General features: G+C 64.5%; 16 protein-coding genes. 3 read left to right on the forward strand and 13 right to left on the reverse strand.

Annotated elements, in window-relative coordinates; all coding sequences use genetic code 11:
* Positions 1 to 5: 5 nt before the first annotated feature.
* Together ACXZ1M_RS09190 and ACXZ1M_RS09195 are read left to right on the forward strand one after the other, a co-directional pair.
* Positions 6 to 962, forward strand: a complete 957-nt coding sequence (locus tag ACXZ1M_RS09190; RefSeq protein ID WP_459053987.1) for a M48 family metallopeptidase — start codon at positions 6 to 8, stop codon at positions 960 to 962.
* Positions 963 to 1,062: 100 nt separating this feature from the next.
* Positions 1,063 to 2,682: an outer membrane protein assembly factor BamB family protein gene (locus ACXZ1M_RS09195; RefSeq protein ID WP_459052865.1), complete on the forward strand. Its 1,620-nt coding sequence runs from the start codon at positions 1,063 to 1,065 to the stop codon at positions 2,680 to 2,682.
* A 26-nt stretch (positions 2,683 to 2,708) separates the two neighbouring features.
* Here ACXZ1M_RS09195 and waaA read toward each other — a convergent pair whose 3' ends face one another.
* From waaA to rfbB, 8 genes are all read right to left on the reverse strand, one after another.
* Positions 2,709 to 4,001, reverse strand: coding sequence for a lipid IV(A) 3-deoxy-D-manno-octulosonic acid transferase (gene waaA / locus ACXZ1M_RS09200; protein WP_459052866.1), 1,293 nt, complete (start codon positions 3,999 to 4,001; stop codon positions 2,709 to 2,711).
* 2 nt (positions 4,002 to 4,003) lie between these two features.
* Positions 4,004 to 5,008, reverse strand: a complete 1,005-nt coding sequence (gene waaC / locus ACXZ1M_RS09205) for a lipopolysaccharide heptosyltransferase I (RefSeq protein WP_459052867.1) — start codon at positions 5,006 to 5,008, stop codon at positions 4,004 to 4,006.
* A 4-nt stretch (positions 5,009 to 5,012) separates the two neighbouring features.
* Entirely contained in the window at positions 5,013 to 6,395 is a 1,383-nt protein-coding gene (locus ACXZ1M_RS09210) for a phosphomannomutase/phosphoglucomutase (protein ID WP_459052868.1), read from the reverse strand.
* A 46-nt stretch (positions 6,396 to 6,441) separates the two neighbouring features.
* A complete protein-coding gene (locus tag ACXZ1M_RS09215) occupies positions 6,442 to 7,536 on the reverse strand; it encodes an MraY family glycosyltransferase (protein WP_459052869.1) in 1,095 nt (364 codons plus the stop codon).
* Positions 7,537 to 7,713: 177 nt separating this feature from the next.
* Positions 7,714 to 8,571, reverse strand: a complete 858-nt coding sequence (gene rfbD, locus ACXZ1M_RS09220; RefSeq protein WP_459052870.1) for a dTDP-4-dehydrorhamnose reductase — start codon at positions 8,569 to 8,571, stop codon at positions 7,714 to 7,716.
* A complete protein-coding gene (gene rfbC, locus ACXZ1M_RS09225; protein ID WP_459052871.1) occupies positions 8,568 to 9,116 on the reverse strand; it encodes a dTDP-4-dehydrorhamnose 3,5-epimerase in 549 nt (182 codons plus the stop codon). Before rfbC ends, rfbD begins: the two co-directional genes overlap by 4 nt.
* Positions 9,113 to 10,003, reverse strand: coding sequence for a glucose-1-phosphate thymidylyltransferase RfbA (rfbA, locus tag ACXZ1M_RS09230; protein WP_459052872.1), 891 nt, complete (start codon positions 10,001 to 10,003; stop codon positions 9,113 to 9,115). The genes rfbC and rfbA overlap by 4 nt, the downstream gene beginning before the upstream one ends.
* The gene (rfbB, locus tag ACXZ1M_RS09235; protein ID WP_459052873.1) at positions 10,003 to 11,070 is read right to left on the reverse strand and encodes a dTDP-glucose 4,6-dehydratase; all 1,068 of its coding nucleotides are present in this window, start codon (positions 11,068 to 11,070) and stop codon (positions 10,003 to 10,005) included. The genes rfbA and rfbB overlap by 1 nt, the downstream gene beginning before the upstream one ends.
* A 119-nt stretch (positions 11,071 to 11,189) precedes the next feature.
* Here rfbB and ACXZ1M_RS09240 point away from each other — a divergent pair, with 119 nt between their 5' ends.
* Complete coding sequence (locus ACXZ1M_RS09240) at positions 11,190 to 12,041, forward strand: symmetrical bis(5'-nucleosyl)-tetraphosphatase (RefSeq protein ID WP_459052874.1); 852 nt, start codon at positions 11,190 to 11,192, stop codon at positions 12,039 to 12,041.
* A 60-nt stretch (positions 12,042 to 12,101) separates the two neighbouring features.
* Here the strand turns inward: ACXZ1M_RS09240 and ACXZ1M_RS09245 are convergent, their stop codons facing one another.
* The 5 genes from ACXZ1M_RS09245 to ruvX are packed head-to-tail and all read right to left on the reverse strand — an operon-like array spanning position 12,102 to position 15,982.
* Entirely contained in the window at positions 12,102 to 12,848 is a 747-nt protein-coding gene (locus ACXZ1M_RS09245; RefSeq protein ID WP_459052875.1) for a lysophospholipid acyltransferase family protein, read from the reverse strand.
* Positions 12,849 to 12,857: 9 nt separating this feature from the next.
* A complete protein-coding gene (locus ACXZ1M_RS09250) occupies positions 12,858 to 14,174 on the reverse strand; it encodes a dihydroorotase (protein ID WP_459052876.1) in 1,317 nt (438 codons plus the stop codon).
* Positions 14,171 to 15,136 (reverse strand): aspartate carbamoyltransferase catalytic subunit, encoded by a 966-nt coding sequence (locus ACXZ1M_RS09255; RefSeq protein ID WP_459052877.1) that lies wholly within the window; start codon positions 15,134 to 15,136, stop codon positions 14,171 to 14,173. The genes ACXZ1M_RS09250 and ACXZ1M_RS09255 overlap by 4 nt, the downstream gene beginning before the upstream one ends.
* A 4-nt stretch (positions 15,137 to 15,140) precedes the next feature.
* On the reverse strand, positions 15,141 to 15,650 hold the full coding sequence (gene pyrR, locus ACXZ1M_RS09260; protein WP_459052878.1) for a bifunctional pyr operon transcriptional regulator/uracil phosphoribosyltransferase PyrR: 510 nt from the start codon (positions 15,648 to 15,650) through the stop codon (positions 15,141 to 15,143).
* A gap of 2 nt (positions 15,651 to 15,652) precedes the next feature.
* Positions 15,653 to 15,982, reverse strand: a complete 330-nt coding sequence (ruvX, locus tag ACXZ1M_RS09265; protein WP_459052879.1) for a Holliday junction resolvase RuvX — start codon at positions 15,980 to 15,982, stop codon at positions 15,653 to 15,655.
* Between the last annotated feature and the right edge of the window lie 11 nt (positions 15,983 to 15,993).

Raw genomic sequence — 15,993 nt, forward strand, 5'->3', positions numbered from 1 at the left:
ACGACCTGGCGACGCTGGTCAAACCGGCGTCGCCCGATCCGAATCAGCCGGACCTGTTTGGACGGGAGGCCCCGCCGCCTCCAAAGCCGGTGTACACCTCGCCGGTATGGTCGGTTCCGCCGACGCCTTCTTCATCCAATAAACCACCTCCTGTTTCACCCTATGTCGCGCCGCCCGCAACGGCGGTGCCGGTCAAGACCCGGCCGCTGGTCGCGCCGCCATCGGAGCTGCCGCCGCGCCGTCAACTGATGGTCGGCGAATTCATCCTGGAATACGAACTGCGTCGCTCGACGCGGCGCTCGATCGGCTTCATGATCGACGACGACGGCCTGCGCGTGACGGCGCCCAAGCGCATCAGCATCGCCGAAATCGACGAAGCGATCCGCACCAAGCAGCACTGGATCCTGAGCAAACTGAAAGAGCGGCGCGAGCGCCGCGCGGCGCGGCTGGAAAAGCCGCCGGTGGAGTGGATCGACGGCGCACAGCTGCCGTACATGGGCGCCGACATCACCCTGCGCCTGCTGGTGGGCGGGCGCAATCGCAGCATCTACAACCCCAACACGCGCGAACTGTGGGTCACCCTGGTGCCGGGCGCCAGCGAAGACCTGCTGAAGAACCGCGTGCTGACGTGGTACCAGCAGCAGGCCAAGACCTTGTTCGAAGAGCGCCTGGACCTGTATGCGGCCCGCCTGGGCGTGCAATACCACTCGTTCGGCCTGTCCTCGGCCGGCACGCGCTGGGGCTCGTGCACGGTGGACCGCAAGATCCGCCTGAACTGGAAGCTGATCCACTTCTCGCTGCCGCTGATCGACTACGTGGTGGCGCACGAACTGTCGCACATCCTGGAAATGAACCACAGCCAGCAATTCTGGGACACCGTCGGCCTGATCTACCCCGAATACGACGAAGCCAAAAACCTGCTCCGCAAACGCTCGCAGGAACTGCCGGTGCTGTTCCCCTGACAAGCTGAATCGGCGGCAATTATTGGAGAGTTTTCCAGCCAACAGCAAATGTTAATATGGTTCCTTTAAGAATAACAATTTCTCATTGACCATAATGCATTTGACCACTTCGCTTAGCTTGCGTTACATCGCCATCGCCACCAGCAGTCTTTTCCTGGCCGCCTGCGGCGGTGGAGGTTCCAGCACTCCCACCGTCCAGACGCCAGCGCCCATCACGCCGCCCCCACCGCCGCCTGTTTTCGCGCCGCCGTACACCATCAGCCCCAGCACGCTGACGTTGAAATATGTGGCCGGCTACCCCGTCACCTTCTATGCCACGGCCACCCAGACCACGCCTTTCGTCGGCGTTGTCTACATTAAGTTCGTTGCCGACCAAAATGTGATCGAGTCGGTGCAGATCAAAACCAACGCGGATGGCAGCCTCGCCGCCAGCATCAAGACGTCGGCAACGGTCGCGGCGGGGCACTATGCCGGCAACGTGACGATCAACGTCTGCAAAGATGTGAACTGCACCTCCCAGCTTGAAGGTGCGCCGTTCAAGGTGCCTTATGTGATCGACGTTGTTGCGCCGACGGGCGGTGTGACCACCGCGAACCTCAGCAGCCTGGCGCCGCTGGCGGGAGCCGGCGACTGGAGCGGCTATCAAGCCAACGCCGCACATACCGGCCTGGTGCCGGTCACGCTCACGCCTTCGGCATTCAAATTACGCTGGACCTATGAAGCACCCGCCCTCGACGGCAGGCAGGCGACGATTACGGACATTACCACCGGCAATGGCCAACTCTATTTTGCGACCGGTCCTTATTGGGACGGCAACGCCGAAGGACACCAGCTGTTCGCCCTGAAAGAGCAGGACGGCGCCCAAGCCTGGAAACATGACTTCGGCGGCCTGCGCTTCGCGGCCACCAACCCGCCCACTTACGCCAAGGGCAAGGTGTACGTGGCGGCCGGATCGCAAGAATCGACCGCGATGTTCGGCTTCGATGCCGCCACCGGCACCCAGCTGTTCAGCACACCGGTTGGGGCGCAATGGCCACGCTATCTGGCGCCGGTCGTGTACGACGGCAGCTTGTATTCGCATGGCGGCCACTATGGCGGCATGTATGCGTTTGACGCCACTAGCGGCGTCGAGAAATGGTTCACCTCGCTTGCTCAGATCGATGGCTGGACGCCGGCAGTCGATGCCAACAACACCTACACCTACCTGGACACGCAACTCGTCATCAGCGATCGCCTGACCGGCAACACCGTCGGCCAGATCACCGCCACCAACTCCGGCTGGCCGAACGGATTGACGCCACTGCTCGGCGCGGCCAACAGCGTGATCGTCGCCGACAGCAATGCGCTGACCGCTTTCGATGCCTCGGCGCTGCGCGTGCGCTGGAAGGTGGACGGCAAATTCCAGACCGGTCCGGCCTACGGCGACAAGCTGGTCTATGTATTGCGCGACAAGGCATTGGCGCTCGAAGTCCGCAACGAGGCAGATGGCAGCCTGGCCTGGAGCTGGACGCCTCCGGCCACGGTCGCGCAATGGCAGGGCAATGTCGTGTTGACCAATAACCTGGTGTTTGTCAGCAGCACCGATACGACTTACGCCATCGACCGCACCAGCCACACTTCCGTATGGACGTATCCGGCGGGCGGCAAGCTGTCGCTATCGTCCAACGGCGTGTTGTACATCAACAGCCAGAGCAGCATCGTCGCGATCAACGTGAAGTAAGCAGGACGGCGGGGCCGATGCCCCGCTTAGATCAGGTCTTTCAGCAGCGCCAGCGTGCGGCGGGTGGCGCCGCGGTGTTGGTTGGCGTAGCGCAGGGCGTTCTTGCCCATGGTGGCGCGGGCGTCGGCGTCACTCAGCAAGTGCGCGGAGCTGGACATCAGCTCCGCCGCATCGGCGATGCGCTGGGCGGCGCCAGCCGCCAGCAGGTCTTCCGTCACCAGTTCGAAGTTGAAGGTGTGCTGACCGATCAGGATCGGCTTGCCCAATGCCGCCGGCTCGATCGGGCTGTGGCCGCCCAGCGGCGCCAGGCTGCCGCCGACGAAGGCGGCGTCGCATGCGGCGTAGTAGCCAAACATTTCGCCCATGGAGTCGCCCAGCAGTACCTCGACGCTGCCCGGCATGGCGCCGCCGTCCAGGGCCAGCCTGCTGCGGCGTTCAACCGTCAGGCCGCGCGCGGCGATCATCTTTTCTACTTCATCGAAACGCTGTGGATGGCGCGGCACGATCAGCAGCAGCGCACCGGCCGGCAGCGCCGCGCGGGCCGCCTCGAACGCCGCCACGATCAGTTCTTCCTCGCCTTCGCGGGTGGAGGCGCACAGCAGCACCGGACGGGCGCCGATGGCCGCGCGCAGCGAGGCGCCGATGGCCAATGCGGCATCCGGCACCACCACGTCGAACTTGATGCTGCCGGTGATTTCAACGCGCTGCACGCCGAGCGAACGCACGCGCTGCGCGTCGGCCTCGGTCTGGGCGGCGACCAGCGAGATGCCACGCGCGGCGCGCAACAGCAGCGAGCCGAAACGCGATGCCTTGCGCAGCGAACGCTCGGACAAGCGCGCATTGGCCAGCACCACCGGCACGCCGCGCGCATTGCACACAGCGATGAGATTTGGCCAAACCTCGGTCTCCATCAAGATGCAGACGCTAGGCTGGAAGTGACGGATGAAGCGCGAGACCATGCTGCCCATGTCGTACGGCAGATAGGATTGCAGCAGCCGCTCGCCGTGCTTGGCGAAGATGGCTTTGCCGGTGGCGCGGCCGGTCGGCGTCATGTGGGTGAGGATGACGCGGCTGCCGGGATACTCGGCCAGCAGCGCGTCCACCAGCGGCTCGGCGGCGCGCGTTTCGCCGACGGAAACGGCGTGCACCCACAGCACCGGCGCGGCACGGCTGCCGTCAGCGGCGCTGGCGCGCGGATAGAAGCCGAGACGCTCGCCCCAATGCTGGCGATAGCCAGGTTCCTGCCGGCCGCGCAGCCACAGGCGCGTCAGCACCAGCGGCAAGGCCAGCCACCACAACAAGGAATAAAGAATACGCATGCTTAGCCCAGCAGGCTCCGGGCCGCCGTCAGCACGTCCGCCACCGATGGCGGCGCGCCCTGATCGCCCAGGTTGATAATGCGCGGCGACCAATTACCTTCGGTCTTCCAGCGCGGCGAATCCGCATAGATCTCCACCGTCGGCCGCACGAAGGCCGCCGCGATATGCACCAGCCCCGTATCGACGCCGATCACCAGCGACGCGCGACGCGCCACCATGATGGCATCGGCCATCGACAGCTTGGGCAGCACGCGCGCGTTCGGCAAACCGGCGGCGATGCGCTCGGCCTCCGCCAGCTCCTTCGGCGAGCCCCAAGGCAGCAGGATGGTCATCGGCGCCAGTTCTCGGCCCAGCGCGATCCAGTTGTCGGTCGCCCATTTCTTGCCATCGCGCGCGGTGCCGTGGAAGTAGACCACATAGGATGCCGGCATCCACTCGGGACGCGGCGTGTCGTCCGCCAGCGCCGGCAGGCCGAAATCGGCCGGCGTATCGACCGCATAGCCCAGCGCTGCGCCGGCCACGATGCGGCCGCGCGCCACCGCGTGCGTGCGCGGATCGGTCGGAATACTCAGGTTATGGAAAATGCGCGAGATGCCCTCATAGCCGGAGCCCTCGCTGCCATTGGCCAGGCCGACCTTGCGGCCGCCCTTCACCACGCGCGCGGCGCCCATGATGATGCCGGTCTTGAGCAGGCCCTGGGTGTCGAACACATAGTCGTACTCCTGCTGGCGCAGAGTACGGAAAAACGCTTTGATTTCGGCGCGCGTCTCGGGCTTGCCGAGACTCTTGCGCCAGCGCCGCAGCGCGAACGGAATGATGTTGCGCACGCGCCCATTCAGACGCACCAGGCTGACGAAGCCCTCCTCCACCACCCAGTCGATATTCGCGTCCGGGAAGTGACGGGCGATGTCGGCCACCATGGGCATGTTATGCAGCACGTCGCCCAGCGACGAAACGCGCACCAGCAAAATATTCAACGGCTTGCCGCCGCGCGCTTGCGTCGCCATGGACTTAGAACGGCAGTTCCGCGTCCGGCTTGGCCGCCAGGATCACTTGCTTGAACTGGCCCTGGATGCGCTCCAGCGCGGCTGGGGTTTCCGCTTCAAAGCGCATCACGATCACCGGCGTGGTGTTGGACGAACGCGCCAGGCCGAAGCCGTCGGCGTATTCCACGCGCAGGCCGTCGATGGTGATGATGCGCTCATGCCCAGGGAACTTGGCGTCGGCGCGCAGCTTGTCCATGACGATGAAGTTCTCGCCTTCGCTCAGGTGCAGGTGCAGTTCGGGCGTGCTGTCCGACTGCGGCAGCGCGTTCAGCAGCGCCGACGGGTCTTCCTGTTTGGTCAGGATTTCCAGCATGCGCGCGCCGGCGTACAGGCCGTCGTCGAAGCCGTACCAGCGGTCCTTGAAGAAGATATGGCCGCTCATTTCGCCGCCCAGCGGGGCGCCGGTTTCCTTCAGTTTGGCCTTCACCAGCGAGTGGCCGGTCTTGTACATCAGCGGCACGCCGCCCGATTTCTCGATGTATGGCGCCAGGTGGCGGGTGCACTTCACGTCGTACAGAATTTGCTCGCCCGGATTGCGCGACAACACGTCTTCCGCGAACAGCATCATCTGGCGGTCCGGATAAATGATCTGGCCATCTTTCGTGACCAGGCCGAGGCGGTCGCCGTCGCCGTCGAAGGCCAGGCCGATTTCGGCGTCGGTCTCCTGCAGACAGCGGATCAGGTCTTGCAGGTTTTCCGGATGCGCCGGATCAGGGTGGTGGTTCGGGAAGGTGCCGTCCACTTCGCAGAACAACTCGATCACCTCGCAGCCCATGCCGCGATACAGGTCGCCCGCGAACGCGCCGGCCACGCCGTTGCCGCAGTCCACCGCGATCTTGATCGGGCGCGATACCTTGACGTCGCCGATGATGCGTTCCAGGTACTGGGCGCGGATATCGTGGGTGCTGTAGGCGCCGGGGGTGGCGGCGGCCGAGCCGTCATGCGCCAGGATGCTGTCGTACAGGCCGGTGATGGATTCGCCGTGGATCGCCTCGCCGGCCAGCACCATCTTGAAGCCGTTGTAGTCCGGCGGATTGTGGCTGCCGGTGACCATGATGCCCGACGCGGCGCCCAGCACATTGGTGCCGAAGTACACCATCGGGGTCGCCACCACGCCCAGGTCGATCACGTCGACGCCGGCCGACTGCAGGCCTTCGGCCAGCGCCTTGATCAGCGATGGGCCGGACAGGCGGCCGTCGCGGCCGATCACGACTTTTTTCTCGCCCTTGGCCAGCGCGGCGCGGCCGAAAGCGGCGCCGATCTGGAATGCCACGCCGGCATCCAGGGTTTTATCGATAATGCCGCGAATGTCGTAAGCTTTGAAAATCGTTTTGGATAAGGTAACCATAGTGTCGGTATGAGAAGGAATGGATGGGATAGTGTACATCATGACATCAATGCTTCTTGTGCCGGATCATCCAGCGCGGCGCCTTGAAGCGCACAATGCGGACATAAATCCAGATATAAGCGCTGATAAAGAGCAGGCAGGACAGCATCAGCACCCAGGTATGGCGCCAGAATACGGTGGCCGGAATCACCGCCATCAGCGAAAACATCCACAGATACGGCGACGTCAGCGAATTACGGCGGATCAGCGCGCGCGCCTCGCGGCGGCCGACCGCCCACTGCACGACGCGGCGGAAAATCAGGCTGTGCAAGTGGATACCGTCCGGCATGGCGGGCGACTTGCCGCGCACAAACATGCGGCGATAAACGGAAAATAAGGTCTCGAACGCCGGGTAGATCAGCAACAGCGCCGCATACCAGGTCGATACCTGCGGATTGCGCATCACCAGCAGCAAAGCCAGCTCGCCCAGCATGAAGCCGATGAAATAGGCGCCGCCGTCGCCGAGGAAGATCAATCCCACCGGATAATTCCAGATCAGGAAACCGGCGGTGGCGCCGGCCACCATCAGCGCGGCGATCAGCACGAACATATCGTTGACCTGCAAGGCCACATAGCCGAGCGACAGCAGCATGCAGATGCACACCACGCTGGCCAGGCCGTTGAAACCGTCGATGATATTGATGGCGTTGGCGATGCCGGCCACCATCAGCACCGTCAGCGGCAAGGTCAGCCACATATACGGCAGCGCCCAGGCGGAAAAGGCCCAATCGAGGCGGTCGATGCGGGCGTCGAGCAGGAAATAGCCGAGCGTGGCGGCGGCCATGGTCAGCAGCAGGCGGCGCAGCGCGCTGACGCGGCCGGTGTAATCCTCGACGATGCCACCGATAAACGCCACGGCCGAGCAGGCCAGCAGCGACAGCAGCCACTGGCTCATGGCCGGCACGCGCCAGATGGAAATGGCCGAGCTCAACGCCACGGCGAGGAAAATCGACAGCCCGCCGATGCGGGCCACATTATGGGCGTGCACTTTTTGCACGCCGTCGAAATTGGCGTCGAGGGCCGGGCCGTGCAATCTCGCTTCTTTAATCACCAGCAGGGTAAGCAGCGCGGAGGCGATAAAGCTCAGTAAAAAGGAAAACATATTATTTAGGATCTGCGTTGTATCGCAACACGAAGCATTATCAGCGTGCCAACTGCCCGGCTGCTGATTGTACCTGATTAAACGCGGCGACCCGGAAAGCGGGCGCCGGCATCATACCAGCCCCGCCCTGCTCCAGTGAGCCCGCTTACCAATCGATACACTTCGGGTTTGGAACTTCTAGCGCATGCAGAGGCCCAGCGCTTCTTGCCAATGTGGCAAATGGCAGAAGCGTGTCATCAGGCGTTCCGAGGACATGACGGAGTACTGCGGACGCTGGGCCGGCGTTGGATAGTCGGCGGTGGTGATCGGCAGCACCTTGCACGACAGGCCCGCCTCGGCAATGATCGCCTCGGTGAACTCGTGCCAGGTGGTCTGGCCCTGTGCGCTCAGGTGGTAGATGCCGCTGTTCTGCACCCACCACTCGCGGCCGCCGGCATGCGCCTGCGACAGCACTTGCGCCGTGGTGTCGGCGATGGTGCGGCTCCAGGTCGGCGCGCCGTGCTGGTCGGCCACCACCCGCAGTTCGTCGCGCTCCTTGGCCAGGCGCAGCATGGTCAGCAGGAAGTTCTTGCCGCGCATGCCGTACACCCAGCTGGTGCGGAAGATCAGGTGCGGGATGCCGGCCGCCGCAATCGCCTGCTCGCCGGCCAGCTTGCTGGCGCCGTAGACGTTGCGCGGGCCGACCGGGTCGTCCTCGCGGCGCGGCGACGGCTGGGTGCCGTCGAAAACGTAGTCGGTGGAGTAATGCACCAGGGCCGCGCCCAGCGCCTTGGCTTCCTCGGCCATGACGGCCGGCGCTTCGGCGTTGATGCGGTGGGCCAGTTCGGGCTCGCTTTCCGCCTTGTCCACCGCCGTGTAGGCGGCCGGATTGACGATCAGCTGCGGCTTGACGCTGCGGATCACCTCGCGCACCTGCGCCAGGTTGGACAGGTCCATGACGTTGCGGTCGACCGCCACCACTTCGCCCACGCCCTGCAGGCTGCGCGCCAGCTCGTAGCCCACCTGGCCGGTGCTGCCGGTCAGCAGCACTTTCATGCGAACACCTCGGCGTCGGCCAGCAGTGAAGCGGCCTGGTCTTTGCCCGACAGCAGCGGGGCCGCGTCCAGCGCCGGCCAGGCGATGCCGACGGCGGGATCGTTCCACAGGATGGCGCGCTCGTGCTCGGGCGCCCAGTAGTCGGTGGTCTTGTAGAGGAATTCGGCGGAATCGGAAGTGACCACGAAGCCGTGCGCAAAGCCGGCCGGGATCCACATCTGGCGCTTGTTCTCGGCCGACAGCTCGCAGCCGTACCACTGGCCGAAAGTCGGCGAGCTCTTGCGGATATCGACCGCGACGTCGAACACCGAACCGGCGGTCGCACGCACCAGCTTGCCCTGGGCTTGCTGGATCTGGTAGTGCAGGCCGCGCAGCACGCCCTTGGACGACCGCGAATGGTTGTCCTGCACGAACTCGGCGCTGACGCCGGTCAGTTCGGCAAAGCGGCGGGCGTTGAAACTCTCAAAGAAAAACCCGCGATCATCGCCGAAAACGCGCGGCTCCAGTACCAGCAAGCCTTCCAGCGGCGTAGTAATGACATTCATCGTGGTACAACCTTATCTTCGAGGATCTGCAGCAAGTACTGGCCGTACTGGTTTTTCTTGAGCGGCTCGGCCAGCTTGCGCAGTTGCTCGGCGTTGATGTAGCCCTTGCGATAGGCGATCTCTTCCGGGCACGCCACTTTCAGGCCCTGGCGCTTTTCAATCGTGGCGATGAACTGGCCCGCCTCCAGCAGCGATTCGTGGGTGCCGGTATCGAGCCAGGCCATGCCGCGCCCCATCACTTCCACGTTCAGTTCGCCCTGGTCCAGATAGACCTTGTTGACGTCGGTGATTTCCAGCTCGCCGCGCGCGGACGGCTTGATGTTGGCGGCGATGTCGCACACCTGCTTGTCGTAGAAATACAGGCCGGTGACGGCGTAGTTCGATTTCGGCTGCTTCGGTTTTTCTTCGATCGAGACGGCGGTGCGGTTGTCGTCGAACTCGACCACGCCGTAACGCTCCGGGTCCTGCACGTGGTAGGCGAACACGGTGGCGCCTTCGGTTTGCTCGGTGGCGTGGCGCAGCAGCGCGTCGAGGTCGTTGCCGTAGTAGATGTTATCGCCCAGGATCAGCGCCGACGGCGAGTCGCCGACGAAGTCCTTGCCGATGATGAAGGCTTGCGCCAGGCCGTCCGGCGAAGGCTGCACCGCGTAGCTGATGCTGATGCCCCACTGGCTGCCGTCGCCCAGCAGGTCCTTGAAGCGCGGAGTGTCCTGCGGCGTCGAGATCAGCAGGATTTCGGTCATGCCGGCCAACATCAGCACCGTCAGCGGATGGTAGATCATCGGCTTGTCGTAGATCGGCAGCAGCTGCTTCGAAACGCTCATCGTGACCGGGTACAGGCGGGTGCCGGAGCCGCCCGCCAGAATGATGCCTTTGCGCTTGCTCATTATTGCCCCTCGCGATTGAAGTAGTTGGTTTCGACCCACTTGGCGTAGCTGCCCGACTGCACGTCGGCCACCCAGGCCTGGTTGTCCAGGTACCACTGCACGGTCTTGGCGATGCCGGACTCGAAGGTCTCGGCCGGCTTCCAGCCCAGCTCGCGTTCCAGCTTGCGCGCGTCGATGGCGTAGCGGCGGTCGTGGCCCGGGCGGTCTTTGACAAACGTGATCTGGTCGCGATAGCTGCCTGCGGCTTTCGGCTTCAGTTTATCGAGCATGTCGCACAGGGTGTGGACCACGTCCAGGTTGGCCATCTCGTTCCAGCCGCCGACGTTGTAGGTCTCGCCCAGGCGGCCCGCTTCCAGCACGCGGCGGATGGCGGCGGCATGGTCGGTCACGTAGAGCCAGTCGCGCACCTGCTGGCCGTCGCCGTAGATCGGCAGCGGCTTGCCGGCTTGGGCGTTGGCGATGATCAGCGGGATCAGTTTTTCCGGGAAGTGGAACGGGCCGTAGTTGTTGGAGCAATTGGTGGTGACCACCGGCAGGCCGTAGGTGTGGAAGTAGGAACGCACCAGATGGTCCGATGCCGCCTTCGACGCCGAGTACGGGCTGTTCGGCGCGAACGCCGTGGTTTCGGTGAACGGCGCATCGTCCGGCCCCAGCGTGCCGTAGACCTCGTCGGTGGACACGTGCAGGAAGCGGAAGGCGGCCTTTTCATCGTCCGGCAGCGCCGACCAGTAGGCGCGCGCAGCTTCCAGCAGACTAAAGGTGCCGTTGATGTTAGTGTTGATGAACTCGCCCGGTCCGAGGATGGAGCGGTCGACGTGGCTTTCCGCCGCGAAGTGCACCACGGCGCGCGGCTTGTGCTGTTGGAACAAGGCCAGAACCTGGGCCTGGTCGCAGATGTCGCCGCGCACGAAAGTGTGGCGGGCATCCTGCTTCAGCGAGGCCAGATTGTTGAGATTGCCGGCATAGGTCAGCTTGTCGAAATTGAGAACAGACTCATCCGACTGCGCCAGCCAATCCAGGACGAAATTTGAGCCGATAAAACCAGCACCACCCGTTACAAAAATCATTTAGTATCCCGCAGCAAGGTCGAATTAGTCGTAAGCATGATTTTATGTGATGTGCCCCAGATCAGGGCAAAAATTCAGGGTATTTCAGATCCCAAAGCAACGAACAAGTGAGTATCCATATGAAAACCTATGTAATCGGGGATTTGCAGGGCTGCCATGAGCAGACGCTGGCCCTCCTCGACCGGATACGCGCGCACGCGGATGCCGACGGTGTCGCCGAGCCCGCCATTCTGCTGGCGGGCGACCTGATCAACCGTGGTCCGGATTCACTGGCCACGCTGCGCCATGTGCGCAAGCTGGCCATGGGCAGCGGCGGGCTGATCGATAGTGTGCTGGGCAATCACGACCTGCATTTGCTGGCGGTGGCGTATGGCATCCGGCCTGAGCACAAGTCCGACACGCTGGCCGAGATCCTGCATGCGCCGGATCGGGACGAGCTGATCGATTGGGTGCGACGGCGGCCGCTGGCGATCCAGGTCAAGGATCACGTGCTGGTGCACGCGGGCCTGCTGCCGCAGTGGAGCGCCGCGCAAGCGATGGCCCTGGCCGGCGAGGTGCAGGAGATGCTGCGCGGCGACGGCATCGAGGATTTCCTGGCCGAGATGTACGGCAACGAACCGGCCCAATGGTCGGACGATCTGGCCGGCGCAGACCGGCTGCGCTGCATCATCAACGCCATGACGCGCCTGCGCTTCTGCACCGCCGATGGCGTGATGGATTTCAAGATGAAGGAAAGCGGCACGGCCGATCCGGCCAGCGGGCTGATGCCGTGGTTCGACGTGCCCGGCCGCCGCAGCGCGCGCGACACGGTGGTGTTCGGCCACTGGTCGGCGCTGGGCTTGAAGTTGGAGTCCAAGCTGATCGGGCTCGACAGCGGCTGCGTGTGGGGCGGACAGCTATCGGCCGTGTGCCTGGAGGACCGCAGCCTGCTGCAGGTGCAGTGTCCGCAGTTTCAGACCCCGGGCAAATAATCGGAGTCGTCCTCGCGCAAGCGGGGACCCATAGAACGCGTGCTCAGCATGGGTTCCCGCTTACGCGGGAACGACGACGCCCAGCGCGGCGGCGACTGCCTGGTGCGAAGCCTCGGCCAGTTCGCGACGGTGCGCGCCGATGGTGTCGAGCGGCGCCAGGATCGCCACCCTGGCCTTGACCGGCGGCCCGTTCAAAATCAGCATGATGCTTTCCGCAAAACTGGTCTCGCCGATGAAGTCCACCGACGGATGCGAACGGCCATCCGCATCGGCATAGGTCAACGCGAACGGCTGCACCGGCACCTTGGCGTCGATCGCCGCTTCAAACAAATTCGCATGGAACGGCAGCAGGCTGCCCTGCGGCGCCGTGGTGCCCTCCGGGAAGAACGCCACGCGCTCGCCTCGCTCCAGGCTGTGCACCAGCCCCTTGAAGATGTGCCGCAAGTCGCGCCGGTTGCCGCGCGAAATGAACACGGTGCCGGCCTTCTCCGCCAGCCAGCCGGCCAGCGGCCACGAGCGGATCTCGGCCTTGGCCACGAAGTGGCTCGGGTACAGGCTGTGCACCACAAAGATGTCCAGCCACGAAACGTGATTGGCCACCACCACGCAGTGCTCCAGCGCTGGCACGCTGCCCGGCGCATGCTCCACCGTGACGTTGCACATGGCCAGCAACTTGGTGGACCAGCGGCGGATATGCGCGTTGCGCTTCTCCTGGTCGATCCACGGAAACACCGTGGCGCAAATCGCCATGCCCTTGAACACGTGCAGCATCACCCGCGCGAGGCGGAATATCGTCGACAGTTTCATGCGGGCGGTTCAGCGTTGGTAGGCGACGTGGCCAGCCACGATAGTGGTTTTCACTTGTCCGCCCAGGTTGTAACCGAGGAACGGCGTGTGCTTGCCCTGGCTGGCCAGCGCCGACGCTTCCACCGTCCAGTGCGCACCCGCATCGAACAGCACCACGTCCGCCACCGCGCCCGGCGTCAGCGTGCCCGCCGGCAGGCCGGCCACGCGCGCCGCTTCCGAGGTGATGCGTGCCAACGCGCGCGACAGCGGACGTTGTGCGCCGGTGTCCTGCAAGGCCGCGTAATCGTCGGCCCATTTCAGCGCCAGCGACAACAGCAGTTCCAGGCCGGTGGCGCCAGGCGAAGCTTCGGCGAACGGCAGCAGTTTTTCATCGTCGTCGACCGGCGTGTGGTCCGAGCACAGCGCGTCGATAGTGCCGTCCAGCAGGCCGAGGCGGATCGCGTCGCGGTCGCGCTGGCTGCGGAACGGCGGCGAGAAGCGCGCGTTCGAATCGAAGAAGCCGATGTCGGCGTCGGTCAGGTGCACGTGGTGCACGCCAACGTCGCAGGTGACCGGCAGGCCTTCGGCCTTGGCCTTGCGGATCAGCTCCAGGCTAGCGGCGGCCGAAATACGGCACAGGTGCACCCGCGCGCCGCTCGAACGCATCAGTTCGAAGATGGTGTTCAGGGCGATGGTTTCCGACATCACCGGCACGCCGGACAAGCCCAGGCGCGAGGCCAGCGGGCCCGACGCGGCCACGCCGCCACGGCCGATGTAGGCGTCCTGCGGACGCAGCCACACGGTGTAGCCGAAGGTCTTGGCGTACTGCATGGCGCGCAGCAGCACGTTGGTGTCGGTGATCGGCTCTTCGGCGTGCGAGAAGCCGATGCAGCCCGATTCGGTCAGCGCCGACATCTCGGTCAGCGCTTCGCCCTTCAGGCCCACGGTCAGCGCGCCCAGCGGGTGCACGTGCGCCTGGTTCAGCTTTTGCGCGCGGTATTTGAGCATCTCCACCAGGCCCGGTTCGTCCAGCACCGGATCGGTGTCCGGCGGGCACACCAGGCTGGTGACACCGCCTTGCATGGCGGCCTGCATTTCCGAATCCAGCGTCGCCTTGTATTCGAAGCCCGGCTCGCGCAGGCGCGCGGCCAGATCGACAAAGCCCGGCGCCACGATCAGGCCGATGGCGTCGATGGTCTCGTCGGCGGTAAAGCCGGCCGGCGCGGCGCCCACCGCCAGCACCTTGCCGTCGGCGATGTACAGGTCCTTCAAGCCGTCGATGCCGTTGGCCGGATCGACCACGTGGCCGTTCTTGATGTGGATGTGTTTCTTGTTCAATGCGTTCATGCTTGCGTCCCTGCCACGATGCTCATCACCGCCATGCGTACTGCGATACCAAAGGTTACCTGCGGCAGGATCACTGCCTGCGCGCCGTCCGCCACGGCGGAGTCGATCTCCACGCCGCGGTTCATCGGCCCCGGGTGCATGACGATGGCGTCCGGCTTGGCCAGCGCCAGGCGTTCCGGCGTCAGGCCGTAGCTCTTGAAGTATTCGCCCGCCGACGGCAGCAGCGCGCCGCTCATGCGCTCGTTCTGCAGGCGCAGCATGATGATCACGTCGACGTCCTTCAGGCCTTCATCCATGTTGGTGAAGGTGCGCACGCCCATCTGCTCCAAGCCGCCCGGCAGCAGCGTGTGCGGGCCGATGGCGCGCACTTCTGGCACGCCCAGCGTGGTCAACGCGTGGATATCCGAACGCGCCACGCGGCTGTGCAGGATGTCGCCGACGATGGCCACGCGCAGGTTGGTGAAGTCCTTCTTGTAGTGGCGGATGGTGTACATGTCCAGCAGGCCCTGGGTCGGGTGCGCGTGGCGGCCGTCGCCCGCGTTCACCACGTGCACGTGGTTCTGCTTGGTTTCCATCAGGTGCTTGGCGATCAGGTAGGGCGCGCCCGATTGCGCGTGGCGCACCACGAACATGTCGGCGTGCATGGCCGCCAGGTTGTCGATGGTGTCGAGCAGCGATTCGCCCTTGCTGGTGGACGAGGCCTGGATGTTCAGGTTGATCACGTCCGCCGACAAACGCTTGGCGGCGATTTCGAAGGTGGTGCGGGTGCGAGTCGAGTTCTCGAAGAACAGGTTGAACACCGATTTGCCGCGCATCAGCGGCACTTTCTTCACATCGCGGTCGGAGATGCCGACGAAGGATGAGGCCGTGTCCAGGATGTGATTGAGGATGGACTTGGGCAGTCCCTCGATCGACAGCAGGTGCTGGAGTTCGCCGTGTTTATTCAGTTGCGGATTAAGCATGGTCTTATTCTATGGTTAGCGTAAATTTTCCATCGTCGGCGCGTTTCAGCACCAGCGCCTGCCCTTTCGGCACCGCCACATGGCCGGCGACGAAGTCGGCCGCCACCGGCAGCTGGCGCTCGCCACGGTCCACCAGCGCGGCCAGCATGATGCGCGCCGGGCGGCCGTAGTCGAACAGCTCGTTGATGGCGGCGCGCGTGGTGCGGCCGGTGTACAGCACGTCGTCCACCAGCAGGATGTTGGCGGCCGCCACGTCGAAGGTGATGTTGGTCGGCTTGACGTCGGCCGGCAGACCCTTCTTGGCGTAATCGTCGCGGTAGAAGGACACGTCAAGCACGCCGCAGCGCGCCGACAGGCCGAGGTCGGCCGCCAGGCGTTCGGCGATCCAGGCGCCGCCGGAGTGGATGCCGACAATGGCGACATCGGGCACGCCGGCCAGGCCGGCTTTCACCTCGGCCAGCAGCGTCGCGTACAGCGCTTCGGCATCGAGTTGGTTGGGATTGAGGGTAGGCATGGTCAGTTGGTGTCGAAGTATTGTTGCAGAATGATGGCGGCGGCGCGGTCGTCGATCACCTCGCCGCGCTTGGCGGAAATCACGGCCGAGGAATAGCGTTCGTCGACCAGCTCCACCGGCAGGCCGAAGCGGCCGTGCAGCTGGTTGGCGAACTTGCGTGCGCGCGCGGTCATCTCGTGTTCGGCGCCGTCCGGATGCACCGGCAGGCCAACCACCAGCTGCGCCGGTTTCCACTCGTCCAGCATTTTCTGAATCTCGGCAAAGCGCGTGGCGTTGTCGATCGCGTTGATGACTTTAAAGGGTTCAGCCTGGCGCAACATGGTATTGCCCATTGCCACACCTA

This window comes from Duganella paludis (assembly GCF_054461335.1).